The organism is Rhodococcus sp. T9N (assembly GCF_024436645.1).
Lineage (GTDB): Bacteria > Actinomycetota > Actinomycetes > Mycobacteriales > Mycobacteriaceae > Rhodococcus_F > Rhodococcus_F qingshengii.
This window is the reverse complement of the sequence record NZ_JAMSKS010000001.1, coordinates 228713-254153: the sequence shown is the minus strand read 5'-3', so window position 1 is coordinate 254153 and position 25441 is coordinate 228713. Positions and strand designations below refer to the sequence as shown.

25 protein-coding genes are annotated in these 25441 nt (G+C 61.8%); 14 read left to right on the top strand and 11 right to left on the bottom strand.

From position 1 onward, the window contains the following. Positions 1–11: 11 nt before the first annotated feature. The 5 genes from M1L53_RS01250 to M1L53_RS01230 form a co-directional block, all read right to left on the bottom strand. On the bottom strand, positions 12–1292 hold the full coding sequence (locus M1L53_RS01250) for an NAD(P)/FAD-dependent oxidoreductase (protein ID WP_232318987.1): 1281 nt from the start codon (positions 1290–1292) through the stop codon (positions 12–14). A gap of 45 nt (positions 1293–1337) precedes the next feature. Next, on the bottom strand, positions 1338–1820 hold the full coding sequence (locus M1L53_RS01245; protein WP_030536130.1) for an acyl-CoA thioesterase: 483 nt from the start codon (positions 1818–1820) through the stop codon (positions 1338–1340). A 125-nt stretch (positions 1821–1945) separates the two neighbouring features. Beyond that, positions 1946–2749: a class I SAM-dependent methyltransferase gene (locus M1L53_RS01240; RefSeq protein ID WP_054186997.1), complete on the bottom strand. Its 804-nt coding sequence runs from the start codon at positions 2747–2749 to the stop codon at positions 1946–1948. Further along, on the bottom strand, positions 2746–3402 hold the full coding sequence (locus tag M1L53_RS01235; protein WP_054186998.1) for a FadR/GntR family transcriptional regulator: 657 nt from the start codon (positions 3400–3402) through the stop codon (positions 2746–2748). Before M1L53_RS01235 ends, M1L53_RS01240 begins: the two co-directional genes overlap by 4 nt. 78 nt (positions 3403–3480) lie before the next feature. Then, the gene (locus M1L53_RS01230) at positions 3481–4383 is read right to left on the bottom strand and encodes an Lrp/AsnC family transcriptional regulator (RefSeq protein WP_007730473.1); all 903 of its coding nucleotides are present in this window, start codon (positions 4381–4383) and stop codon (positions 3481–3483) included. Between the two features lie 224 nt (positions 4384–4607). Between M1L53_RS01230 and M1L53_RS01225 the strand changes: the two genes are divergently transcribed. Together M1L53_RS01225 and M1L53_RS01220 are read left to right on the top strand one after the other, a co-directional pair. Further along, entirely contained in the window at positions 4608–6323 is a 1716-nt protein-coding gene (locus tag M1L53_RS01225; protein WP_054186999.1) for an amidohydrolase, read from the top strand. Then, complete coding sequence (locus M1L53_RS01220) at positions 6323–7657, top strand: MFS transporter (protein ID WP_050656991.1); 1335 nt, start codon at positions 6323–6325, stop codon at positions 7655–7657. The genes M1L53_RS01225 and M1L53_RS01220 overlap by 1 nt, the downstream gene beginning before the upstream one ends. Before the next feature lie 112 nt (positions 7658–7769). On the opposite strand, the gene M1L53_RS01215 is transcribed toward M1L53_RS01220, so the two are convergent. From M1L53_RS01215 to M1L53_RS01205, 3 genes are all read right to left on the bottom strand, one after another. After that, positions 7770–8135: an antar domain protein gene (locus M1L53_RS01215; protein ID WP_054187008.1), complete on the bottom strand. Its 366-nt coding sequence runs from the start codon at positions 8133–8135 to the stop codon at positions 7770–7772. 336 nt (positions 8136–8471) lie between these two features. Beyond that, the gene (locus M1L53_RS01210; RefSeq protein ID WP_232318988.1) at positions 8472–9338 is read right to left on the bottom strand and encodes a S9 family peptidase; all 867 of its coding nucleotides are present in this window, start codon (positions 9336–9338) and stop codon (positions 8472–8474) included. A gap of 90 nt (positions 9339–9428) precedes the next feature. After that, entirely contained in the window at positions 9429–10475 is a 1047-nt protein-coding gene (locus M1L53_RS01205; protein WP_054187001.1) for a LacI family DNA-binding transcriptional regulator, read from the bottom strand. A gap of 248 nt (positions 10476–10723) precedes the next feature. Between M1L53_RS01205 and M1L53_RS01200 the strand changes: the two genes are divergently transcribed. The 5 genes from M1L53_RS01200 (at position 10724) to M1L53_RS01180 (ending at position 15947) form a co-directional block, all read left to right on the top strand. Beyond that, complete coding sequence (locus tag M1L53_RS01200; protein ID WP_054187002.1) at positions 10724–12178, top strand: APC family permease; 1455 nt, start codon at positions 10724–10726, stop codon at positions 12176–12178. After that, positions 12175–13779, top strand: coding sequence for a N,N-dimethylformamidase beta subunit family domain-containing protein (locus M1L53_RS01195; RefSeq protein WP_042921484.1), 1605 nt, complete (start codon positions 12175–12177; stop codon positions 13777–13779). Before M1L53_RS01200 ends, M1L53_RS01195 begins: the two co-directional genes overlap by 4 nt. 1 nt (position 13780) lies before the next feature. Next, a complete protein-coding gene (locus M1L53_RS01190) occupies positions 13781–14143 on the top strand; it encodes a cupin domain-containing protein (protein ID WP_007730501.1) in 363 nt (120 codons plus the stop codon). Between the two features lie 14 nt (positions 14144–14157). Then, positions 14158–15585 carry an aminobutyraldehyde dehydrogenase gene (locus M1L53_RS01185; RefSeq protein ID WP_168421997.1) on the top strand — a complete coding sequence of 476 codons (1428 nt, stop codon included), beginning with the start codon at positions 14158–14160 and terminating at the stop codon, positions 15583–15585. 227 nt (positions 15586–15812) lie between these two features. Continuing rightward, positions 15813–15947, top strand: coding sequence for a hypothetical protein (locus M1L53_RS01180; protein WP_003942853.1), 135 nt, complete (start codon positions 15813–15815; stop codon positions 15945–15947). Between the two features lie 14 nt (positions 15948–15961). Here M1L53_RS01180 and M1L53_RS01175 read toward each other — a convergent pair whose 3' ends face one another. Next, entirely contained in the window at positions 15962–16615 is a 654-nt protein-coding gene (locus M1L53_RS01175) for a nucleoside/nucleotide kinase family protein (RefSeq protein WP_054187004.1), read from the bottom strand. A 124-nt stretch (positions 16616–16739) separates the two neighbouring features. Between M1L53_RS01175 and M1L53_RS01170 the strand changes: the two genes are divergently transcribed. From M1L53_RS01170 to M1L53_RS01150, 5 genes are all read left to right on the top strand, one after another. After that, positions 16740–17333: a TetR/AcrR family transcriptional regulator gene (locus tag M1L53_RS01170; protein WP_007730510.1), complete on the top strand. Its 594-nt coding sequence runs from the start codon at positions 16740–16742 to the stop codon at positions 17331–17333. A 45-nt stretch (positions 17334–17378) separates the two neighbouring features. Next, positions 17379–18257: a crotonase/enoyl-CoA hydratase family protein gene (locus M1L53_RS01165; RefSeq protein ID WP_223304467.1), complete on the top strand. Its 879-nt coding sequence runs from the start codon at positions 17379–17381 to the stop codon at positions 18255–18257. A 14-nt stretch (positions 18258–18271) separates the two neighbouring features. Continuing rightward, complete coding sequence (locus tag M1L53_RS01160) at positions 18272–19915, top strand: AMP-binding protein (protein WP_054187005.1); 1644 nt, start codon at positions 18272–18274, stop codon at positions 19913–19915. Between the two features lie 82 nt (positions 19916–19997). After that, complete coding sequence (locus M1L53_RS01155; RefSeq protein WP_054187006.1) at positions 19998–21551, top strand: acetyl-CoA hydrolase/transferase family protein; 1554 nt, start codon at positions 19998–20000, stop codon at positions 21549–21551. A 37-nt stretch (positions 21552–21588) separates the two neighbouring features. Then, entirely contained in the window at positions 21589–22800 is a 1212-nt protein-coding gene (locus M1L53_RS01150; protein WP_007730515.1) for a CdaR family transcriptional regulator, read from the top strand. Here M1L53_RS01150 and M1L53_RS01145 read toward each other — a convergent pair whose 3' ends face one another. Beyond that, positions 22801–23628, bottom strand: a complete 828-nt coding sequence (locus M1L53_RS01145; protein WP_003942902.1) for an SDR family oxidoreductase — start codon at positions 23626–23628, stop codon at positions 22801–22803. It lies immediately after the preceding gene. Between the two features lie 163 nt (positions 23629–23791). On the opposite strand from M1L53_RS01145, the gene M1L53_RS01140 reads away from it, so the two are divergent. Then, positions 23792–24073: a hypothetical protein gene (locus M1L53_RS01140; protein WP_232318989.1), complete on the top strand. Its 282-nt coding sequence runs from the start codon at positions 23792–23794 to the stop codon at positions 24071–24073. Positions 24074–24109: 36 nt separating this feature from the next. Further along, entirely contained in the window at positions 24110–25024 is a 915-nt protein-coding gene (locus M1L53_RS01135) for a CdaR family transcriptional regulator (protein ID WP_232318990.1), read from the top strand. A 4-nt stretch (positions 25025–25028) separates the two neighbouring features. On the opposite strand, the gene M1L53_RS01130 is transcribed toward M1L53_RS01135, so the two are convergent. Then, positions 25029–25376 carry a hypothetical protein gene (locus M1L53_RS01130; RefSeq protein WP_003943172.1) on the bottom strand — a complete coding sequence of 116 codons (348 nt, stop codon included), beginning with the start codon at positions 25374–25376 and terminating at the stop codon, positions 25029–25031. Positions 25377–25441 lie beyond the last annotated feature (65 nt).

The window sequence follows — 25441 nt, the reverse complement described above, 5'->3', positions numbered from 1 at the left end:
CGCTTGTCAGATTACGTCCCGGCCACAGATCTACGACGCAGACGGTGCCTGAGATGTTTTTGTGCTGCCCGCGCGACCGAGCGAGTCGAGAGATACTGTTCGGCCGGTATCAACCGGGAACCGAACAAGTAGAACCTTCGGGCTTCGTCGTGGTCGTGGGTGGCCGCGGAGATGAGCAGACGTTCGATCGCGGTGAACTTTCGCCCACCGGCGTAACCGCTCATGTAGTCGATGTGATTCGTCATACTTGCTCTGGCGCTACGGTATTCGGTCAATGCAGCGGTCACGTTCCGATGTGAGTCGAGTGTGTCTGCCGGCGTCTCCGTCAGCATGTGCGCGGTCGCATCGACCAGCATCTGAGCGGTCTCGAGTGCCCACGAGCATCCGATACCCCACAACGGGTCGTTGGTTGCCGCAGCGTCGCCGATGAGTGCGAACCCGTTACCTACGGGTTCGGTGAGGGTTGTGGAGAAGTGTTTGGTACCAACGATCTTCCCGACGATGTGCTCTCGCCGAACAAGCGGAGCGCCGGGTAATGCGTTGGCGTACTCGAGGAAAGCAGTAGACAGGTCGTCAGCGAACGAGCCGAGCTTGTCGAGGGCAGGGAAGACCACCAGCACGCTGATTCCGCCGTCGTTGGGGAGCAGATAGGCGACGTCGGGATCCATGAACCACGACAATGACGTTTCTCCGCCGGGTCGTTCAAGTCCGGAGAGTTGGGCGAAATAGCTGAAACGCCCGTTGGATGCAGTCACGGAGTCGCAACGAGCGGATCGTGCGACGGTCGAATCCTTGCCGTCCGCTCCGACGGTCAATCGTGCTTCGACAGTGAAGACCGAACCCTGTTCGGTGCCGTAGACGCCTGCAGTAGTGCCGTTCTCGGTCAGCAGTCCGGAAACGCGATACCCGAGAAGAAGGTCGACGTTCGGGTAGTCGTTCGCGAGTTGGCGCAGTAGGGGGTCGAGAGTTTCCCTTCGGACGTTGAACCCAGGTGGCGGTGAGTTCTCTGCCGCGTCAGGGGTGATCACTCCCCACGGGGTCCAGAATGTCGGAACGGTTTCCACCATTCCCAGGGCGAGCAGTTTTTCCGTGGCGCCGAGTCGTTGCAAGATCGGGGCACCGCACGGTTGCAGGTGGTGAGTGCACAGGACTTTGTGCGCCCGGATGTCGGAGCGAGCGTCGAGAAGCGCTATCCGCAGACCTTGCTGGGCGTACATGATGGCGGCCGCGTATCCCGCGATGCTCGCGCCGACAATCACAACGTCATACTTTTCCCGTGCCTTCGAAGTCACTCGATCAGCTTAATGCATAAGGTTATAACTTAAATATGACTGGATTCAGTCATCGTGTTCGGGCGTTAAGTCCCGAACTGCGGCCCGGATGGACTGTTCACGAAGCTCGTTCTCTCTGCGCAGTTCACGACGCCGTCGCCCGGCCTCGAATCGCTGCCTGGCGATTGTTCCGGTCGGCCGGAGTTGGGGTACCTCAGCCGGTTTCCCGTCGCTTCCCATCGCCACCATCGTGAAATAGCAACTATTGGTGTGGCGAGATTTTCCGAGAAGAATGTCTTCGGTTTCGACTCGAATTCCGATTTCCATCGAGGTGCGCCCGGTGTAATTCACGGAAGCGCTGAACGTGACGAGTTCGCCGACATGCACCGGTTCGCGGAACACCACACGATCCACCGACAGAGTCACGACGTAGGTCTGGGCATATCGACTCGCGCACGCATAGGCAACCTGGTCGAGAAACTTCAGAATCGTTCCGCCGTGCACGTTGCCCGAGAAGTTTGACATGTCCGGCGTCATGAGGACGGACATGGACAAGGTTTGTTTCGATGCTTGCTGCGATGCTTGCTTCAATTCAGGTAGGGAGTTCGATTCAGACATCAAGCGGGCCTCTTCGGTTCGGTGGACGGTGAAGAGACCGTATCCGGCCAAGAGGGTTACCCGCGCGTTCGGAAGAGCGCGGTGTCAGAGTTCGGGACAGTGCCCGTGTGGAGGACGTATTCGCTGGTGGCGACGGGGCCGGCCGCGCTCGACCTGAGATAGGGCTCGAGCGTCGAGCGGAGGTGCGCTGACATCAAAGCCCAATTCCCTGTGCTTCGAACGGCCTCGCGAAAGTTCTTCAACGCCGGTGCCTGGTCGCACAGTTCCTCGACGGGATCCGATCCGGCTGGTAGTTGCCACTCGAGCAGGTGCGAGGCCGAGCTCACCGACTCCAATCCGGCTGCTGCCTTCTCGAATTCGCTCGAGCTCGACCATGTCGTCGGTAGTGGTGTGATGCCATTCCACGCCGAGGCGGCCTCCCGGCGGAGTGCTGCTGCCCACCCGTTCTCCGACCACGTTGCGACGCAGATCTTTCCGCCTGGCCGGGTCACCCGCATCATCTCTGCGAGGGCAATCGAGGGGTCGGGACAGAAGATGATCCCGAAGATGCTGACGCAGGCGTCGGCACTCGAATTCGGCCAGGGTAAAGACTGCGCATCGCCGATCGTGAAGTTGGGTTGGGTAGTGCCGGGGTGGGGAATCCAGCGTTCGCATGCGACCTCGAGCTGGCTGGCGGAGAGGTCGAGTGCGTGGACCGTCATGCCTGACTGAGCTGCCGGGAGCGCAAAGTTCCCGGTTCCGGCGCAGACGTCGTACACCGTGCTCACATGCCCGATCGAGCGCAGTGCCTCCGTCGATGCCGGTGAGAGTTGCTCGGCAAGAGGCGAATAGGTCGTACCGTTCCAGTTTCCCCGATTCACGCCAAGCTCCTTTCGACGGCGTCGATGACCGTGTCGAGCGCTGCGCCTGCCGCGTGCGCTGCTTCGTCGGGGTTGCGTTCCTCGATGGCTGCGATCAAGGGTCGGTGCTCGTCGACGTGGAAACCTGGACCGACACTGACTGCGGACAGCGAATCCGTCACGGCGGCAAGGACTCCCCGGTAGACGTCGATCAGTGCGGAATTGTGGGACGCCTCGACGATCGAAAGGTGCAGGGCCATGCCGGCTTCGACAGTGAAGCCGCCGACATGACCGGGGTGGGCATTCCAGGCTGCATGTATCCGCGCGAGATCTTCGGGGGTGTGGCGCTGCGCTGCAAGTCGCGCGGCTTCGACCTCGAGTCCGCGTCGCAGGCTCAGTACGTCGAGAACGTCACCTCTGGCGAGCCTGCGCCCGAGTAGTCCTTCGACCGGCGACGCCGCCATGACGTACACGCCGCCACCGTGACGAACGGACAGAACTCCGGCGTGTGCAAGCGCCCGTACCGCTTCGCGCATGGTGTTTCGGGCGACTCCCAATTCCTCGACCAGTGCGGTCTCCGGCGGGAGTTTTGATCCGACGGGCCATCGGCCGGTCGAGATCGCCTCCTCGATCGCCGCGGCGACGATGTCTACCTTGCGTCCGGAATCGGCCATGTATGTCACCTCGGATAAGTGGGTCAATGACTTGATCGAGGTTAGCGTGCCCGACCAAGTGGGTCAATGACTCGGAAATTACCCGCGTACGTCCAGGCTGCGGGCGTAGTGCTCCTTGAATACCTCGAGATGTGCCCAAGATTCCAAGCCGCTGACACCGTCGATCCCGCGGATTCGTTCGGACAGCGCATGCAGGTCGCTCGAGGAGTTGGCGGCAACCGTCGCGATCACGTCGTATCGTCCGAGGGTCCGGGCGAGGAATTCGATTCCGGGCAGCGACTCGATCTCCGATACCGCGTTGTCGTCCCGTGAGCCCAGATTGACGCCGATGCCCATCGCCAGCGTTCGGCCACCACCTCGCCGCTTGACGACAGCGCCGACGCGCAGTGCCGTGCTCGCGATCAGATGATTGACCCGGTTGCGCACGGCGCTCGGCGACAGTCCGGTGTGTTCGGCCAGCTCGAGAAAGGGCATTCGCCCGTTGCGCTCGAGCAGTTCGATCAACGCGACATCTGTCGAGTCGAGTCGGATATCGGCTTGTAAAGCGGTCTCGGGCATGAAGATTCCCTTGATGACGTCGACGTAGACCAGCGTGCTCACGGATCGAACGCCACGTTGTGAGCGGAGTTCGGCGATGGCACGGTACAGATCGTCGTGACTGGGCACCCGAAGTTCCGCAATCACGTTGTACTGCCCGCTGACTGCCGAGATGTAGACGGCGGCCTCGGATGCGATCAACGCGTCCAGCACCGGGGTCATCGGTCCGGACACTGCGATCGAGACGTGTGCAAGCGCCTTCAACCCGAGAAGTTCGGGGTGCGCGACGGCCACTACGGACACCGTTCCCGAGTCGAGTAGCGCCTGCACTCTGGTGGACACCGCCGCTCGTGGGGCGTCGACCGCCACGGACAGTTCGCGGTACGTCGCTCGCCCGTTGCGCTGAAGTGCGGCAATGAGCTTGGAATCGAGATCGACCGTCATGGTTGCCCCAACTTTTCCAGAGATTTTTCTGTATGAGCTTCCTATTAGAACAGTCGCATGTGGCCATGAATGATGTGGATAAGTGCAGAAATGCTCGAAAACTCATACAAAAAAGTTGTATACCGCCTGGTCTGAAACTTTGATGCATTGCATAGCTACAGGTCAGGGCGTAGTTTTCGCTCAACACGCAGTGACCTGCACCACCATCTCGACGAAGGACCACCATGCGCAAGTTGCACACGCACGAAGCCTCGCCTCTCGACGCCACCGGCACGATCTTCACCGGCGCCAAGATCCACACCGTTGACGACAGCACGGTGGGAGCCGAAGCGTTCCTGGTGTTCGGAAACCGCTTTGCAGCGGTGGGAACGCTCGAGGAATGCCGCACCGAGGCGCGTCGGCTGAGCACTCGCACAACCGCGGTGGTCGAACTCGACGGCGCCACCGTCGTCCCCGGCTTCGTCGATCCACATGCACACCCGTTGATGTACGGGCAGATGCTCAGCTGGGTGGACTGTGGGCCGGAGAAGGCACATTCCATCCCCGGAATCATTGCGCTACTTCAGGAAGCGGCGCTCACAGCACCTGCGGGCGTCCCGATTCGCGGATACGGCTACGAGCACCGCAACCTGATCGAAGGGCGTCACCCGCTCAAGGAAGAGCTCGATCAGGTGGCCACCGATCGCGAGGTCTATCTCATGAACGCGAGCGGTCACGGCGGCGTCGTCAACTCCTTCACTTTCGACAAGCACGGTATCGACGCGAGCACCGAGAATCCGGCCGGTGGCGAGTTCTTCCGAGATGAAGACGGCGAACTCACCGGTGAGCTCTCCGACGCCGCGTGCAACATTCTCACCGGCGTCAACGGAGTGAAGGTCGGCCATCACGGCCCCAACTTCCATCTCGAGGACGAGCCGGAAGAGCACCTTCGCCAGCTGTCGGTCGCTCAGGACAAGTTCCTGGCCGGTGGCGTCACCACCATCGGTGACTGCCAGGTGACCCGGCGTGAATTCGACATGTACCTGCGTCTGGCCGAGCAGGATCAGCTCAAGACCCGCGTCAGCATGTACATGCTCAGCCACCTCCTCGATCACGTCATCGACACGGGAATGCACGGAGCCTTCGGCAATTCGCGGCTCGCGTTCGGGGGCATCAAGTTCTACGCCGACGGCACACTCGGCGGCTGGACCGCATACTTCCCCGATGGCTACGTGGGCGACCCGTGCCGCACCGGGCAGCTCTACCACGAGCCGGCGGACTACTCGGAGCTGATTGCCAAGGCACATTCGGTGGGTCTGCAGACCGCCACGCACGCTCAGTCACCGACCGCCATCGACATGGTGCTCGATGCCATCGAAGCTGCGCAGAAGGCTCACCCCGACACCGACGCTCGTCACCGCATCGAGCATTGCGGACTCCCGACAGCCGAGCAGATCGCAAGGATGAACCTGGCCGGTGTCTATCCGGTAAACCAGCCACAGCACTACTACAACTGGGGCGAGGGCGTCACCGCTGCGATCGGCACTCCGGGCGAGCGGTTCAACCCGCTCGGCGAGTTCATCGCTGCCGAAGTTCCCGTGACCATCAGCTCCGACGCCCCCGTCGCAGAGCCGAAGCCGCTCGAAGCAATTCAGGCAGCCGTTACTCGTGTGACGCGTCAGGGCCATCAGCTCGGCTCCGATGCACTCCGCATCACCGCCGACCAGGCATTGCAGGCTCACACCCTCAACGGTGCGCGTGCGCTGGGCCGCGAAGCAGAGCTGGGCAGCATCTCGGTCGGCAAGCGGGCCGACTTCGTCATTCTGGGCGCGGATCCCCTCGAGGTTCCGGCCGACGCGATTGCGCAGATCGAGGTCCGAGAGACCTGGATCGACGGCGAACTCGCACATTCAGGTCATAACCACCTATTGTCGAGCACTTCGACCACCGAGGAAAAGTAATGAACCGAGAGCAACAGATCGTGAAGGCCCGCAAGGCGGGATTTGCAGCCTTCGTCGGTACAACTATCGAGTGGTACGACTTCTACGTGTATGCCACGGCAGCAGCCCTGGTGTTCGGTGACATCTTCTTCCCACCTGGAACCGACCGCCTGACCGGCGTTGCGGCGGCGTTCGCGACATACGCCGTCGGTTTCTTCGCTCGCCCGCTCGGCGGAATCGTGTTCGGCCATGTCGGTGACAAGATGGGCCGACGCACCGCATTGGTTGTGACTTTGACGCTGATGGGTGCAGGCACGTTCCTCATCGGCATGTTGCCCACTTACGCGTCGATCGGGTTCTGGGCGCCGTTACTGCTGGTACTGCTCCGCTTCGTCCAGGGCTTTGCCGTCGGCGGCGAATGGGGCGGCGCGGTCCTGATGGCCGTCGAGCATGCACCCGAGGACAAGAAGACCTTCTACGGCGGTTTCGCTCAGCTGGGCAACCCGGCCGGCGCGCTCCTGGCCACAGGTTTCTTCAGCATTCTCTCCACCTTCGGCGACGACGCTCTGCGCGAGTGGGCTTGGCGTCTGCCGTTCCTCTGCTCGGCGCTGCTGATTCTCGTCGGCTTGGTCGTTCGCCTGAAGGTCGAAGAGTCCCCGGTTTTCGAATCCGAGGTGAAGTCCGCGGACGTACCGGAAATGCTCCCGCTCAAGTACGCGCTGGTGACCAACTGGCGCCCGATCATCCTGGGCATCGGCATTCTGCCCGTCGCAGTCGGCGGCTACTACCTCGTGACGACCTTCATCACGGCATACGCAACCGACCCCGATGTCGGATTGTCGGAGACGTTGATTCTCAACGCGCTCAGTGTCGCTGCAGTGGTCGAGTTGATCGCGACTCTCGGCGTGGCGTGGCTCGGCGACAAGGTGGGACGCGTCCGCGTCGTCATCTGGGGCCTTGCGGCAGTCGCGATTCTCGCAGCGCCGCAGTTCCTGGTGCTGAAGTCCGGATCCGTGTTCCTGATCTTCCTGACCTTCGCTGTCATGCGACTGGTGCTGGCGGCCACGTACGGTCCGATCGCCGCCGTCCTGTCGCAGATGTTCAAGCCGCAGGCGCGCTACACGAGCATCTCGTTGGCGTACCAAGGTGCAGGCGCTATTTTCGGCGGACTGTCACCGCTGGTGTCGACGCTGATGTACAAGGCAACCGGCAGCATCTGGCCGGTCATCGCACTGCTGATCGGCATGTGCATCCTGAGCATCGTGTGCCTGCTCTTCGCTCCGCAGCACGTGGACGAGGCGACCGATACCGACAGTGCTCAGCAGGGCCTGAACAAGGAATCGGCTTCCGCCTGATTGCCGAGAGTCGGCTTCCGCCTGACAACTGAAAACACGACAGCCGGGGCAGTACACGATTTCCGTGTACTGCCCCAGCTGTCGTTTCAGGTCAGTTGTCGTTCAGCGCCGGTTACGCGCCGACGAGATGGCGATGAAAATGATCGCTGCGTCGGTGGGTCTGGCTGAGATTTCTGATCTCACGCAGCCAGAAGTGAGACGCCAGCGTGTTACTGCTTCCGTAACCAGTGCCGGACGTGTCTTCGTCGATCAGGGCGACAAGCGCTTTGATCAGGCTGGTGACCTTGAGGTTGTTGGTCTGAGAATGTCGGAGCAACAGCTCGGCGGCTTCGTCGGTGCTGCAACGGTAGAGGGTGCAGACGATTTCGATACCGCGCTCGCGGATCCGGCCCGAAGTAGTCGGGATCCGTAGACCGTTCGTCGAGTTGCTGTTCGTCTGGTTGTTCGTGTCGTCGGGGTGAATCATGGTGTTGATCAAGGTATTCCTTTGAACCGCAGGGTCTTTGGGCCCGTGCGGTGTGTAGCGCATGTTGATACTGGTGCAGTCGGTACGCGATTGGCGGCGGACTCCGTCGGAGCCTTCGGCCTGGTCAACAATCTGCGGGACTGATGAAAGTGCGTAGTGATCAAAGGCGCGGATTTGCACCGAACTGGAAGTCTGCCCCTGGAACGAATACTGGAACTGTTGTTCCGGGCGAAGCGACCGGCTGCCTGACTGACGGCTGCCCTCTGATAACCCCACCGTACGTCATCGATTGAGTTTCAGCTAATTCTATTTCGAGCGGCTGAGAGCACTGTGGCCCGTATTACCTGCTCAAGAGGCATTTATGTGGCCGATTATTGCTTGCTTGGTGGTAGCCCAGGCGTCGGTCGTCGGGTTGCCGAACTCGCCGTGGCCGACGCCGGGAAGTTCGATCAGATCGACCACGTCGCCTGCTGCTCGGGCGGCACGGGCATAGCGCCGACTCTGTTCGACCGACACGACCTTGTCTCCGAGTCCGTGGATCACCGTGACGGGGAGGCCGGTGGGGAGGTGCTCGATCGGTGATGCGATGCGGTAGCGATCGGGCTGATCGGTAGGCATGCCGCCCAGAAGATTTCGAACAAATCGATCTTTGCCCGCGGTTGCGGCGAGCGTCATGTCGAAGACGCCGGCCATGATCGTCGTCGAGCGAACCGGCACCGAGAGGTTTGGTTCCGGGGCGTCTGCACCCTGTTGGGATCGCGATGCGACCCAGGCGGCAAGTTGTCCACCCGCGGAGTAGCCGGCGATGTGTATACGGCTCAAATCCAGTCGCCCGGAAGCCTTTTCCTGAACGATGCCGGCCAGGGCGTTGGTGGCCGTAACGGTATCGGAGAGCGTGGTCGGCCAACCACCCTGACCGCCGACGCGTCTGTATTCGATGTTCCAGACCGCAATTCCGTACGGGGTCAGGGTTTTTGCCCACGCGCCCGCGTATTCGAGATTGCTCTTCTGGGCCCATCCACCGCCGTGAATGAGTACGACGACCGGCAGGTCACCGTCCGATCCTTCTGGAAGATACAGATCGCCGAAAGTGTCTGCGGCCGCGGCGTAGGCGATGCGGACCGGAGCGACGTCGCGGTCGAGGCCGGTCGCACTGCTGACAGATGCGAGGAGGGCGAGTGCACAGACCAGCACTACGGCGAGATACCCGGCCAAGCGGTCGCGGGAGCGGTGCGCGATGACCTGATTCCTCTCGGCAGGCGACGGACGATAATTCGGAAATCAGTCTATCGGTGCCAGGTGAATTTATGGTGTGAGCGAATGGGCCGTGCTCGCTCGCACGCGGAGTTCGCTAGGCGTATAGCTCTGAACTGCGGGTTCGTCACCGTTGACCAGAGCCAACAGCGCCCGCACGGCCGCTGCCGCCTGTTCTTGGGGGAAGAAGTCGAATGCGGTGATCGGGGGCTGGGAAACCAGCAGGGCGGGTTCGTCACTGTCCTGTGCAATCAAGACGTCACCGGGAATCGACAGCCCGAGATCGAGGGCCGCTCGCGCCGCTGCCGGGGCGCAACCGAGAATCAACGACAGGATCGCGTCCGGCGGAGTCGAGGAGTCGAGGGCCTCGCGGGTGGCCGCATACGCGGCGCCGATGAGGCCTTCGACGGTGCTGGCGCCCGGAAACGACGTCAATTCCTCGCTGGTGCGTGGTGCCACGCCTCGGGCGCGGCACCACTCGAAGTAAGCGAAAGTCGTTGCGCGGGTCCACTCCGAATGCATTCCGGGAGTGAGGACGAAAATGTCCCTTGCCCCACGTTCGGCGAGGTGGTTCAGAAGAGTCTCTGTGGTGGAGACGAGGTCCGGTGAGGTGGAGTATCCGAACTGCCCGGAGTGTCCAGGACCCACTGCGACAGAGGGGATTCCGATCTTCTGCAGAACCTCGACGCGCGGGTCGTCGACCATCGGGTCGACGACCAGTACGCCGTCCATCTCGATGCGCCGCAGTCCGTTCGGATCTTTCATCGACGGTAGTAGGAGGAGTGAGTGATCGGCGTGGAATGCAGCCTGGGTCGCGGCGGTCGCCACGCGCCCGTACCAGTCGAAATTGAGGTACTCGGCCGATGACAGTTGGTCGGGAGCGGGGAGCATCAGCCCGAGGGTGGCAGTCCGACCCGACCTGAGATTCTGGGCCGACCGATTGGCACGGTATCCAAGGCGGTCGGCAACCTCTCGAACCCGAGCGCGAGTGGCCGCGTCGACCCGGCCCTTGCCGTTGAGTGCATAGGAGACCGTGGACACCGCGACGCCGGCGGCGTTGGCGACATCACGAAGCGTCGGCGAAACAGGGGTAGCCACTGCGGATCGTTTCTACTCGTTGGTCGGTTTGTCTCCAGCCTATCGATCAATCGTTTCGGCATGTTGCGTGCACCGGTGAGGGGCACCTCAAAACAAAACGTCGAATCGTTTCAGCGCAGGTATTGACACTGATGAAACGATTCGGCACTCTCTTAGGAACACCGGGCGAACGTCGAGAGAAATTCGGGCGAACCTCGGGAAACCTGACCAGGCAGGCGCATACTTGCCTTAACTCGCGGAGCCTCCCCATGACCGAAAAAACCGACCCTCCCGGTGCAGGAACGCATTCTGAATCCGGTTCTCCCACGTCATCCTCGGGCCTGCGCGCCGGAACTATCAACAGCCGTCATCTGGTCTTCTTCGTCATCGCCGCAGCGGCGCCACTGACGATCCTGGTGGGATTCGCGCCACTGGGCCTGATGGTTTCCGGCGCTGCGCTTCCGGTGGGGTACGTCGTTCCCGGGATCGTCTATCTACTGTTCGCCGTCGGCTTCACGGCGATGAGCAGGCATATCCGCGGCGCGGGCGCGTTCTACGCCTACATCACCGAAGGGCTCGGAAAAACAGTCGGCGCAGGCGCCTCTGTGCTGGCTTACATCGGCTATCTCGGTGGCCAGATCGGATTCGTCGTCGCTTGCGGCATCTTTCTCTCGTCGACGATCGAGTTGTTCTTGGGAGTAACCGTTTCCGTCTACACCTGCGCATTGGCGGTCGCAGTTCTGGTCGTGGTGGTGGGATATCGCAGGGTCGATATCGGCGCGAAGGTGCTGGCCGTTTTGATGGCGCTCGAGCTCGGCGTCCTCGCAGTCTTCTGTGTGGCGGTTCTGTTGAAAGGCGGCCACGAAGGACTGTCGCTCGACAGTTTTTCGCCGTCGACCTTCATGACAGCCGGACTGGCGAGCGTCTTCGTGTTGACCTTCACCTCCTTCGTCGGTTTCGAGCAAACGGCGATCTACAGCGAGGAAGTTGTCGATTCCAAACGCACAGTGTCGCGTGCGACCTACACAGCAGTCACTGTTCTGGCTGTGGTCTACGCATTCTGTGCTTGGGTGATCGTGCAGGCCGTCGGCCCGAGTCGGATGGGCGACCTACTCGGCGGTGACCCGTCCGAGCTGATCTTCGATCTCAACAATGAATTTGCCGGCTCCATGATGACCGACATGATGCATCTGTTGATCGTCACGAGCTTCTTCGCGGGTTGCCTTGCCCTCCACAATGCTTGCAGTCGCTATCTGCTCACCATGGGGCGCGCGAGAGTCTTTCCTGCCGCGCTTGCACGGGTTTCGCCGACCACTGGAACGCCGAGCGTCGCCGGAATCACACAAGGCGCACTGGTATTCGCGGCAATCGCCGGCTTTGCGCTGACGCCCGCAGACCCGTACACCCAAGTAGTCGTGTGGACGAATACACCAACGATCATCGGTGTGCTGGTGTTGCAGGTTCTCACTTCCGTCGCCGTGCTCAGGTTCTTCTCGCAGGATTCTCGCGGTGAAGGTCTGTGGCAGAGGTTGATTGCACCCTCGCTCGCTGCAGTGGCGTTGATCGTCGCGCTCGGATACCTCTTGATGAACATGAGTGACCTGACCGGGTTGACCACCGCGCAAAACTTCTTGTTGGCAGCGCCATTGCTGTTGGCTTTCGCATTCGGCGTGGTCCGCGGGATGCGCGTACGTGAACACTCGGTCGAGGAGTTGTCGGCATGAGCGAATACGCATGGTCGGTCCCCGGAGGGTTGGTCGAACGTCCCGGAATTGTTCCGGGCGCTCCCGAGATATGGGTCTATGCGGACAGGTTCTCGTACTTCGGTGGTGACACCGTCTCGATCCGAGTGCATACCACCGCAGAAGAATACGACCTCGAAATTGTTCGAGACGGCGCCCGGCCGCAACAGGTCGCGCAATACGTCGGTCTGCCGGGCAAGCAGCAGCAGACGCCTGCCGACGCGTACGCAGTGGGCTGCGACTGGGCGGAATCCCTTGCCGTCGAGATAGATCCGAAATGGACGTCCGGCATGTACTTGGTTCTGGTCCGGATGCTCCACGAAGGGGTGACTATTGAGCGGGAGGGCTTCTTCGTCGTCAAGGCGCGCGAACCCGAGCATGCCGACTTCGTACTCATTCACACCACCAGCACGATGTTGGCCTACAACGACTGGGGTGGGGCAAACCACTACCGAGGTGTTCCGGACGGCTCCGGCGATGTGCCGACACCGATTTCCTCGACGCAGCGTCCCGTCGCGCGGGGGATGTTGCGCAAACCCGAGGGTGCAGCACGCAACATCCACACCGACACACCGGGAATCGGATGGATTCCCCGTCACCCGCCGTACGAATGGGCGTGGGTGAACGGTTACTCGCGTCACCATGCGGACGCCTTCTGGGCCACTTACGAGAGGCCGTTCACGGTCTGGGCGGAAGAGCAGGGGTTCCGCGTCCACCACGTGACACAACACGATCTGCATAACGATCCGTCGGCGCTGCAGGGATATTCATGCGCAGTTGTCGTCGGTCACGACGAGTACTGGTCCTGGGAGATGCGTGACCGCATAGATGATTTCGTCGAAGAGGGTGGTGGTCTGGCGCGATTCGGCGGGAACTTCCTGTGGCAGGTACGCCTCGAAAACGACGCACAAGTCTGTTACAAGAATCCGTTCGACGATCCGATGCGAGAAGTCGACCCGACCCGGGTGACGACGGCGTGGGATTCGCCCGAGGTTGCCCGACCGGGGGCGTGGACGATGGGATTGACCGGCATGGCCGGTGTCTACAATCGTTACGGTGCAACAACTCCCAGGTCTTCGGGCGGTTTCACGGTATACCGGCCGGATCATTGGGCGTTGAACGGAACCGACCTGTACTACGGAGACAACTTCGGGATCGCCCCGATCTGTGTTGCCGGATTCGAGATGGACGGCGTGGATTTCACGTTCCGGAAGGGCCAGCCGTATGCGACCGGCGTCGACGGCGCTCCCGAGGATCTGGAGATCATCGCGATGGCGCCGGCAGTTTCGGGTTCGCGGGACAAATGGAACGGGAAAGTTCCGATCGGTGCGCCTTTCGCCGAAGTGCAGGGAATCATCGAATGCTTCTATGGCAGTGAGCCTCCAGATCACCTTCGTGATCTCGAATACGGATCGGGAATGGTCGCCTGTCACAAGCGAGGTCTCGGCTCCGTGTTCAACGCAGGTTCCACCGAATGGGTGAACGGGCTGATCCATCACGATCCGTTCACCGAACGAATAACTGCAAACGTACTGAATCTGTTTGCTGCACGAATTTCCAGCTCCAACACGAAGGAAAAATGACATGAGTGTCAACGACATTCGAATGTTCGGGCCAGGGCAGGGGACGCGGTTCATCCCGGAGTGGGGTGACGACGCGAGCCCGAACTGGTCGGAATCCGAATGGAGGTCATTCGGAGATCCGAACGGGGAATACTTCGGCGGTGGTTGGGAAGGCGAGCCCGGCACGCTCTTGTGCGACCCGTATCCGTACGACGAGGTCTGCATCATGATCAGCGGCCGGGTGGCGCTGATCGACCTCGATGGAAACCGTCGCGAATTCTCCGCTGGGGAAGCATTTTTCGTGCCGCAGTCGTTTCGCGGTACCTGGGAGACGGTTGAGCCGTCGAAGAAGTTCTTCGTCGCGCTCCCCGGATCGCGCTCATGACGGTGGAAACTTCGATGACTGTCGCAGCGTTTGGTCACGTGATCAACGGAACGTGCGAGAGCCCGGCAGGTAGACTTTCCGTGCTGGTCGATCCGGTGACCGACAATGTATACGCCCGTGCTGCCGTCGGTTCCGCCGATGACGTCGACCGAGCCTGCCGTTCGTCCGAGAAGGCTGCGCGGTCCTGGCGCCGGTCCACCCCTGCGCGCCGTCAGGAGTTGCTGCTGGCCCTCGCGGACGCGCTGGAAGCAAACGCGAAATATTTCCTCGAGGTCGAATGCCGCAGTACCGGCAAGCCTCTCAGGCAGGTGCGAGACGACGAGATCCCGCAGTGTGTTGACTTTCTGCGGTACTTCGCGGGTATTGCCCGCTCTCTGCCGGGCGTTGCCGCAATGGAGTACACGGAGGGTGCTACGTCTTATGTCAGACGTGAACCCATTGGCGTGATCGGTGCGATCGCTCCTTGGAACTACCCGTTGATGATGGCGATCTGGAAGATCGCGCCGGCACTCGCGACGGGAAACACCCTCGTGCTCAAGCCGGCCGAGGAGACGCCGGAAACCGCGGTGATGCTGGGAGTGCTTGCAGCGCAGATCTATCCGCCGGGGGTGTTGAACGTTGTGTGCGGCGATCGCGATACCGGAGCCGCGCTCGTCGCTCATCCGGTTCCTCGGATGATTGCGCTGACGGGATCGACGAGAGCGGGTATTTCGGTCGCAAAGGCCGCGTCGGAAGACGTCAAGCTGTTGCATCTCGAACTCGGAGGCAAGGCACCCGCCGTTGTTTTCGCCGACGCGGACCTCGACGGCGCAGTCGCGGGGATTGTTGCCGGAGCCTTTTACAACAGCGGTCAAGATTGCACCGCTGCGACGAGGATTCTCGTTCAAGAGGAGGTTGCGGAGGAGTTCACCGAGAAGTTGACGGCTGCGGCCGCGGACTTGAGGTTGGGCGGACCGGAATCGGGCGATTGTCTCGGCCCCCTGGTCAGCCGCGCTCACCGTGATCGAGTGGCGGAGTTAGTAGAGAGACGCTCAGCAAATACGAACGTATGTATTGGCGGGGGAAAGCCAGCTGGACCAGGGTTTTTCTATCTGCCGACTGTTATTTCCGGGGTGCAGCAGGAAGATGAGCTGGTCCAGGAAGAGATATTCGGGCCGGTTGTCACCGTACAGTCGTTCTCCACCGAGGCTGAAGCGATCGAACTTGCGAACGGGACCAAGTACGCTCTCGCGTCGAGCGTGTGGACGTCCGACCACGGCACCGCGATGAGGATGACGGCCGAACTGGACTTCGGCTGCGTCTGGGTGGGAGCCCACGGAATGCTCGCCGCTGAGATGCCTCACGGTGGCTTCGCCGGGTCGGGTTACGGCAAGGATCTGTCGGAGCTCGCACTGGCGGAGTACACGAGGGCCAAGCACGTCATGCATGTGACGAGCGTCTGACTCCTCGGCAATATCCAACGACGGCCATCTGCCCGCGCTGCGGGCAGGTGGCCGTCGTCGTGCCTCGGTGGACCTGCAAGATGCTGTTTAAATATGTTGCAGTGCAACATATTTGGAGAGAATTTTCGTTGATCCGGGTCGCGAATGCCGGTAAAGTGACGTGTGCAACATTGCGCACTTCGGCGCACATTCAACCCCACTTTCAATTCTGACTCCAGGAGACTGCCATGGGTTCATCCGACACCGATCTCAAAGCGCTCGACAGCGTAATCACCGTCGCCGGTGCATTGGCGGCGATATTCGGCGGAATCGCCGGAGTTGCCGGGCTGGCCACTTTTCTCGGAACCGGCGGCGGTTCTTAGGTTTTCAGCTGACATCAGTGAGGCTCGGACCGATCGATTCTGACGATCAGATCCGCGCGTGGCCTGACTGCGCTGATCAACTCGGCGTTCGGCTGATCTACCCGTTTCACCCACTCTGCAGCCGCTTCGGAACTCTTTCCGAAGCGGCTGTGGCGTTTCACCAAGCGCTTCGTCCGAGTTTCCTCCGGAACGTCGAGATACCAGACCTCGTCGAGTGCTGCTCGCACTTCCTGCCATCCACGACTGGGTAGGAGGAGATAGTTCCCCTCGGTGACTATCAGCGGTGTACATGGATCGACAGCCGTTGTGCTGCCTATTGATTCGTCGAACTCGCGATCGAAGACCGGAGCATAGACCGTCGAGTTCGAGGCTCGGAGTCGGCGTAGTAGAGCCGCGTAGCCGTCGACGTCGAAGGTGTCCGGTGCGCCTTTGCGTTCATGCCTGCCGAGTCGGTCGAGTTCCCGATTGGCAAGATGAAAACCGTCCATCTCGACGATGGAGCAACGAGAACCTAATTTCCGCACAATTGCCTGTGACACCGTCGACTTTCCGGCTCCCGGTGCGCCCGTGATGCCGAGGATTCTCCGACCGTCGTCGGTGATCAGGGAAGCAGCGCGTGAAGCAAGTTGGTCGAGCGTCAGCGAGACGGTCGGCGGTGAGGTCGTCACGTGTTGCTCCGATCAGTCCGAAGGGCCGGTGCATCGAGAGTACGCCGGAGGCTTTCGGCCATTGACAGTCTGAATGGACTGTGAAACTGTGATCCATGCCACTCGAGAAGTTGGAGGTGAGACCGTGACCCTGCGCGATGCGCAGCGCGAAGCGACGCGCCACCGGATTCTCGATGCGGCAACGGATTTACTGATAGCGGACGGTTATTCATCTCTGACGGCGCAGTCGGTGCAAACCGCTGCCGGAGTCAGTCGGGGCGCTCTGCTGCACCACTTTCCGAACATGCAGGAGCTCACTGCGGCGTTAGTGTCGAACATCGTCGTACGGAACGAGGTGGCGGTAAGAGCTGCCATGTCTCGGCAGGATTCGTCGGTTGACACGATCGAGAACTCGATCTCCGCTCTGTATTCGGCGTTGACTCAGCCGCCATTTCAAGCGGAACTCGAACTGTGGTCCGCAGCGCGGACGGATCCGGTGTTGGCCGAGGTGCTCCGGGAATCGGAGCGAATCGCCGGACGGGATCTGCGGCGAGTTGTCCACGACGCTTTCGGTCCCGAAATTGTTGCTTCCGAGAACTATTCGCAGATTGCAGATCTGACGGTGCTGATGCTCCGTGGTTTGGCGCTGTCCCGGGCAGTGCAGAAGAGCGACGCGTCTGCGCGTCGTTCGATCAGTCAATGGGCAGGCGTCGTTCGCCTGCTCCTCACCCAGAACTAGCGCAACTCGTTCCGAGCGAGGCGCGCTCTGTCGACAGGACCGATGATGACGGATTTTGCGACCCTGAAGTACGAGACGTCCGGTGGTAAAGCGTATATCACGCTCAACCGTCCCGATCGGCTCAACGCGATCGACGACCGGATGCCGTCGGACATTCGAAACGCGGTGGCAGCAGCCAATGACGACGACGAGGTCCGTGTGATCGTCTTGCAAGGTGCGGGCAAGGCGTTTTGTGCCGGGTACGACCTCAAGAAGTTTGCCGAAGGCGACCTTGACGGAAAGTGGAACCAGGGCCCGGTCTGGGACCCCATCAAGGACTTTCGCGGGATGAAGCAGAACACCGACGACTTCTTCACGCTCTGGCGATCGCTCAAGCCGACGATCTGCAAGGTTCAGGGATATGCGATTGCCGGTGGGAGTGACATCGCGCTGTCCTGCGACATGCTGATCATGGCCGACGACGCTCGCATCGGATACCCGCCTGCGCGTGTGTGGGGTTGCCCGACGACGGCGATGTGGGTGTACCGGCTCGGCGCCCAGCGTGCCAAGCGAATGCTGTTGACGGGAGACACCATTGACGGTGTCACTGCGGCTGACTGGGGATTGGCGCTCGAAGCGGTGCCGGCCGACGAATTGGACTCGGCGGTGGAAGCGTTGGCGGATCGCATCGCCGGTGTTCCGCTCAATCAGTTGGCCATGCAGAAGATGATGATCAACCAGGCGTACGACAACATGGGATTGCAAGGCACCCAGGTACTGGCAACCCTGTTCGACGGAATTACGCGTCACTCCCCGGAGGGGCGCTGGTTCAAGGATTTTGCCGAGCGCGACGGATTCCATGCCGCGGTTCAGTACCGCGATTCCGGACGCAAGATTCCAGACGGAGGCGGGCCGCTCCCCGCGTCCGACACCCCTCCTCGATAGAAAGTGGATGTGAGATGAGCAGTGTTCTCGAAACGTCGTACTTCCCCGCTGACGTGTCTGACCCGATAGAGGAGCAAACGGTGGGTGGGCTGCTGCGAGAGTGCGCCGCGGACTCGCCGAATCTGATTGCAATCAGAGAAGTGGTTCCGACGCAATCGCATTCGCTTTCCGGGGCGGCTGAAACCGATCGCACGTGGACCTTCGCGGAGCTTCTCGACGAAGCAGAGGGGTGTGCGCACTACCTCTTGTCTCAGTTCGACTGCGGAGATCGGATCACTGTCTGGGCTCCGAACGTTCCGGAATGGATGATTCTGCAATACGGCGCCGCGCTCGCCGGGATGGTTCTGGTGACCGCCAATCCGGCGTTGGGTGCGGAGGAGCTGGCGTACGTCTTGTCGCAGTCCCAGTCTCGGGGGCTCTTCCACACCGGAAAGTTTCGCGGTGGCGATATGGCAGCGGTTGCATCCGAGGCGATTTCGATTTCGGGAGAAGAAGTTCTCGCAGTCAACTTCGAGGAGTGGGATCGCCAGGTTCGAGGTTGGGCGGGCGAACGGGGCGCTCTGCCGGAAGTCTCGCCTGACGACAATGCGCAGATCCAGTACACGTCGGGAACCACCGGAGTTCCCAAAGGTGCTCTGTTGCATCACCGCGGATTGGTCAACAATGCCGATTTTGTGAGTCGGAGAGGCCGATTCCCTGAGCGGGGTTCGGTTGTGTCGGCCATGCCGCTGTTCCACACCGCCGGGTGCGGCATCCTGGTTCTCGGCGCCGCGCAGCGAAGAATGTCCATCGGCCTGATCCAGTACTTCGATCCGACTGCGGTTCTCGATGCGGCGGAACGCTTTCACGCTGACGTGGTCAGTGGAGTGCCGACGATGCTGATCGCGATGATCAACGACGCCAGCTTCGCGAGTCGCGACTTTTCGGCCTGTTCGGTGGTCGTATCCGGCGGGTCGTCGGTCCCGCCCGAACTCGTCAGCACGGTGGAGTCGGCCTTCGGGGCGGGGTTCAGCATCGTCTACGGACAAACCGAGGCCAGCCCCGTCATCACACAGACCAGCCCGGCCGACACCCCCGAGGACAAGTCGGAGACGGTCGGACTCGCGTTGCCGCAGGTCGAAGTGAAGATCTCCGACGTCGTGACCGGGGACAGCGTGCCGCTCGGCGAACAAGGCGAGATCTGCGCGCGCGGGTACCTCGTCATGACCGAGTACTTCCGTAATCCGGAGGCTTCGGCCGACGCCGTGGACAAGGACGGTTGGTTGCATACCGGCGATTTGGGGACGATGGACGAACGTGGATACGTCCGGGTTACCGGCCGCCTCAAGGACATGATCATCCGCGGCGGTGAGAACATCTATCCGCGTGAGGTCGAGTCCGTGATCTTCACACATCCGAAGATTCTCGACGTGGCGGTCGTGGGTGTGCCCGACGAGGTGTGGGGTGAGCGAGTTGTCGCCGTCATCCGCTGGAAGGACGAGTCCGACCAACCGACCGCCGCCGAGCTGGTCGAGTTCTGCACCGAGCGACTGGCGCGCCACAAGGCGCCCAAGGAGTGGTTCAGCGCGGAGGCGTTCCCACTGACAGGGTCGGGCAAGATCCAGAAATATCGAATTGCGAGCCTGGTCGGCGAAGGCGTGTACGGCGTCGTCAACTGATCGGTGCTCATAGCACGTCGGAGCGATTCTGTCTGGGTTATCCCCGTAAATCGCTTCGACGTGCCCTGTTTATCCTGGTGCCGTGAGTTCAACCTTCGGTGAGACCGGACACAACGCCACCTCCAACCGTATTCGCGCCACAGCGTTTGCGTCTAAGGTGATGTCCGCGTCCGACGCCGTGAAGTTCATCAACCCGGGCGACACCGTCGCGATCAGCGGTTTCGCGAGCGCCGGTACACCCAAGGTTGTCATTCCGGCCCTGGCCGAGCGTATTCACCGGACCCGCGGCAACGGATCGAACTTCACGATCAATCTCCTGACCGGCGCTTCTGTGTCCACCGAGACCGAAAGGCTGCTCGCGGAGGTCGACGGAATCGCGCTGCGCATGCCGTATCAGTCCGAGGCCACCGCACGTCGCCGGATCAACGACGGTCGTATGGACTACGTGGACATCCATCTCTCCCACGTGGCTCAGCAGGTGTGGGAGGGCTACTACGGCAACGTAGACGTCGCGGTGGTCGAGGTCGCCGGTATCACCGAATCAGGGGAATTGATTCCCTCCGCGTCGATTGGCAACAACAAGACCTGGCTGGACGTCGCCGACAGGGTCATCCTCGAAGTCAACTCGTGGGTGCCCGAGGCGATGGAAGGTATTCACGACGTCTATTACGGCACCGCGCTGCCGCCGCATCGCAAGCCGCTCGAGATCATTCGTGTCGAGGACCGGATCGGCCAGACCACGTTCCGAGTGGATCCCACGAAGGTTGTGGCCGTTGTCGAGACCAACTGCCGTGACAGCGCGAGCCCTCTCACTGCACCCGACGCCGTCAGTGAGGCGATCGCCGGCCACGTCCTGGAATTCTTCGACTTCGAGGTGCGCGCCGGACGGATGCCGGCCGATACGTTGCTTCCGCTGCAGGCGGGCATCGGCAATGTCGCCAACGCGGTGCTCGGAGGGCTCGATCGGGGGTCGTATCGCGGCCTGACCTGCTACTCCGAGGTCATCCAGGACGGGATGCTGAAGCTGATCAAGGACGGAACCGTCGCGCATGCGTCGTCGACGGCTTTGGCGCTCACCGAAGAGGGCATCGAAGAACTGACCGCGAACATCGACTTCTACCGCCACCACATCACGCTCCGTCCGCAGGAGATCAGCAACCACCCGGAGGTGGTGCGCAGACTCGGAATCATCGCCATGAACGGCATGCTCGAGGCCGACATCTACGGCAACGTGAACTCGACGCACGTCATGGGGACGAAGATCATGAACGGAATCGGCGGCTCGGGGGACTTCGCCCGCAACGGCTACGTGTCCATGTTCCTGAGCCCGTCGACGGCCCGCGGCGGTGAGATCTCGGCGATCGTGCCGATGGTTCCGCACGTCGACCACACCGAGCACGACACTCAGGTGTTGGTGACCGAGCAGGGGTTGGCGGATCTGCGAGGTCTGTCGCCGCGGCGACGCGCGCGCCTGATCGTCGACAAGTGTGCTCACCCGGAATTCCGGCCACTGCTCCACGATTACATCGCTCGCGCCGACGCTCAACCGGGTGCGGGGCAGACGCCGCACATCCTGGGCGAGGCATTCTCGTTCCATCAGCGGTACATCGACACGGGTTCGATGCGCCTTTCGTGACGCCAGGCAATGCTGCCGGCAGTGAGAGAATGCGAGGGTGAGCCGAACCGGGGTACCTGACGACGCCATACGCCGGGTTGCCGCGGCGGGGGCCGATGACGCCGGTGGCCTGCCCGTCGAACTGCTGGGTGATTTCCTCGACGTGCTCAGCGACGCTGTCTGTGAAGGGAAACCGCTGCAGCGTCGCCAGCTGCACCGCTTCCGCGCTCGCGGGGAAGAAGCAGCGCAGCAGGGTGTCGCCTTGCGAGCCCTGCTCGATCTGTATCTCTCCTCGGCCTGGCGTCTGTGGCGTGAACTGCCTGCTGTTATTGCGGCACAATCGGATCCGAATGCCGTCGTCGCGGCCGGCGAAGTGATGCTGCGTGCCGTCGACGATGCCGTCGCCGAACTGGCCGAAGGGTTTCAGTTGGCCAGACGTTCTCTGGTCCGCTCGCAGGTATCGGCACGCCGCGAGTTCGTCGACGACTTGTTGACCGGCGGCGCTGACGTCGTCGGATTGTTGGATCGCGCTTCAGGATTCGGTCTCCACCTCAGTGGTCCGCATGCCGTGGCGGTAGTGACCGCCGCCCGTGAGTTCACCGACGACAACCCTTTGGTGCGCGCCGTCGAACGTGCCGTTCTGGGTAGCAAGGGTGACGCCGATGCGTTGGTCGCCAGCAAGAGCGGCAAACTGGTGGTCGTTTTCGCGGCGCCGGATCGCGATGCCGTCGACCACGTGCTGGCAGGGATTCGGTCGGCTCTCGGGCCGGGGACCGATGACGACGGGCGAGTGCAGTTGCAGCGGCGTCCTTTGGACGGCACGTGGCAGATCGCTGTCGGGCGCCCTCGAACCACCGCTTCGGGCGTGGTGGCGTCGTACCGGGAGGCGCTGGACGCACTGGACCTGGCGCAGCGCCTGTCGTTGACCGCACCGATCATCGATGCTCGTGACCTGCTGGTCTACCGGGTTCTGGTCAACGACAGACCGGCGGTCACCGACCTGATCCACACCCTTCTCACACCGCTGCTCGAGGCGCGTGGTGGCGCTGGACCGATGATCGACACACTGCTCGCGTACTTTTCCGCCGGCGGCAATACGGCTAAGACCGCCCGAGACCTGCATTTGTCCGTCCGCGCCGTGACGTACCGGTTGGACCGCATCCGTGAACTCACCGGTCAGAACGTCAACGATCCCAACGACAGCTTCGCGCTCCACGCTGCCGTACTGGGTGCGAAGCTGCTCGACTGGCCGGCCACCGAGCTGACCTGATCAGCTTGCGCGGGCGCGTTCTTCGTAGGCAGCACGTGCCGCGGTGTCGACGTCGCCGAGAAACTGCGTCTCGACGCCGAACAGTCGGCTCAATGCCTCGTACGGCCGCCGGGGGAAGAAGCCCTGTGCCTGCACGAGCAGCCCGGAAACCCGCGTAATACGTACGCGTGGACGCGGTTTGGTGATCAAGCCGACGACGGCTTCGGCGATTTCCTCCGGCTGAACCTCTCGGAATCCCTTCATTCCCGAAGTGCCCGAGGTGAGTTGGGTGTTGGTGAGCGTCGGCAGCACGGACGAGATGTGAACTCCGGTGCCACGAACTTCCTTGCGGACAGAATCGGTGAAGCCCAACACCGCATGCTTGGCGCCGCAGTACGTCGACAAACCGGGGCACGGGAGTTCGCCTGCAAGCGAAGCGATGTTGATGACGTGTCCACGTCCGCGCGGAAGCATCCGTCGCAATGCGAGCTTGGTTCCCGTGATCACGCCGAGGACGTCGATCTCGATGATGCGTCTGGTCACGGAGTCGTCCTCGTCGACGATCCGTCCGACCGGCATGATGCCCGCATTGTTGACCAGCACGTCGATCGGGCCGAGTTCACCTTCGACGGTGTCGAGGAAGTCGAAGAACGAGGCGGGGTCGGTGACGTCGAGGCGCCCGAACGTGCGGATGCCCAAATCCTTGGCTGCTCGCGCGAGAGTGGCTTCGTCGATGTCGCCGATCGCGACCGTCGCACCCAGGCTGATCAGCCGCTTCGCGGTGGCGTATCCGATGCCCCGGGCGCCGCCGGTGATGACCACTACCTGACCGTCGAAAGGTTTGTTCATTTACTCCAGCGTCTCCAAAGATAGGGGTTGGTTGCAGTGAGATGAATCTGCAGTGAGATGTGATTGTGGACCAGTCGAAACCGGGTTGCTAGGGCTTCTTGGCCGAAGTGAGACGATAGATTTGTGACTAAGTCACAATCAGGGTGACAAGTCGGGAGGCGCCATGGACACATCGGAGTTGGACGGCTGGATTGCAAATCTCGCGCCCATCTATCTCCAGCCGGAGGTGATCGACGGTTTCGTTCAACGCATCGACGACGCCATTGCGGTGGCCAATCCTGAAGTGGCGGGTGATCGGGAGCTACGACGCGATGTGGATGCGAGCACTGCGGCGCAGCTTCGCGTCATCGTGGCCGCGATCGCGGGCGGTTCCCAGGAGGTCACGCCGCCGCCGGAGTCGGTTGCGCTTGCACTCACCGTTGCCAGGCGCGGTATGGATCTTTGAGTCCTGCTCAAGATCTACGGTGCCGGACGCCTCGCGATGCTGGGCTTCGTCGACGAGTCGATAGAAGCACTTCCGATCGGTCCGGAACTCAAGCGCGCACTTCTGGTCCGAGTGTGGGGTTCGGCGATGAGATGGCTGGAAGTGACCACCGAATTGTTGGTGGCAACGTATGCGAAGGAGCGTGAGAGCTTGGCGCGCGGCGCTTTTGCGCGTCGGTCCGAGACGGTGCACGCGATTGTCGCAGGCGAAGCACTTCACTCCGATGAGGTGTCGCAGATTCTCGACTACCCGATGCGGCGGCGCCACACTGCGTTTGTTCTCTGGACGGACGACACCGATCCGGCCGCCGACGTATTGGCCCGATTGGACTCGTATGCGCGTTCCTTTGTGGACGAGTCGAACGCCGAGCGCGTGCTGACGCTGCCTTCGGGGGCGCGCGAGGTGTGGTCGTGGGTCGCGCATTTCGACGACCATGAGTGGGCGGCGCTCGATCGTGCTCGGAATTCGGATCTCCGTGTCGCGGTGGGGGCCAGCGGTTACGGAATGGAAGGATTCGCGCGCAGTCACCGCGAGGCTCTCGCCGCGCAGCGCATCGCGGTCCGTTCGACGGGTTCGCCGGGGGTCACCGTCTACGAAGATGTTCAGGTTCCCTGTCTGCTCACCGAAGATCTGGACGAACTGCGTGCGTTGGTGGCTCGGGAATTGAAAGGCCTCGCCGGCGCGGACGGTGTCACGACGCGTATCCGTGACACCGTTCGGGTCTATTACGAGAACAATTGCACTGCAGCCGCTACTGCCGTGGCGCTCGGTCTGCACAAGAACACCGTGCGGTATCGACTCGATCAGGCCGAAAAGCTGTTAGACCGCAGCGTGGACCAGCGTCGGCTGCCAACAGAGTTGGCGCTCATCGCGCTGGAGAGCTACGGAGCCGCCCTCCTGGCGAACCCGTGACTCGCTACTGCATGTCGTCGAGCCCGGGGAGCGAATAGCCGGAGCTGTCATCCCAATCGGCGGGGGTGTCGTCGAGTGAAACGTCCCAGTCTGCGTCGGGCACCGCTCGCCGGAGTTCGGTCAGAGCGTTGAACCAGTAGACGAGCGAAGGGATTACCTCGGTCGGGTCGCTCGAGATCTTTGTCGAACCGTTGAGCAGAGTGTTGGGGATATCCGACGGATAGAGGTCCAGGACCTCGTAGTCGAACGGAAATTCGTCGTTGTGGACGGCGATGAGTCGGTCGACTTCGGCCTTCTCGTCGTCGGTCAGCGGTGTGGTGCGGACGGCGGAGTAGTACAACGAGGTGCTCATGCTTGCCAGGCTAGAACAAGATGCCGTCCAGCGGCGGTTTCGGACGCAACACCCTCAGATTGCAT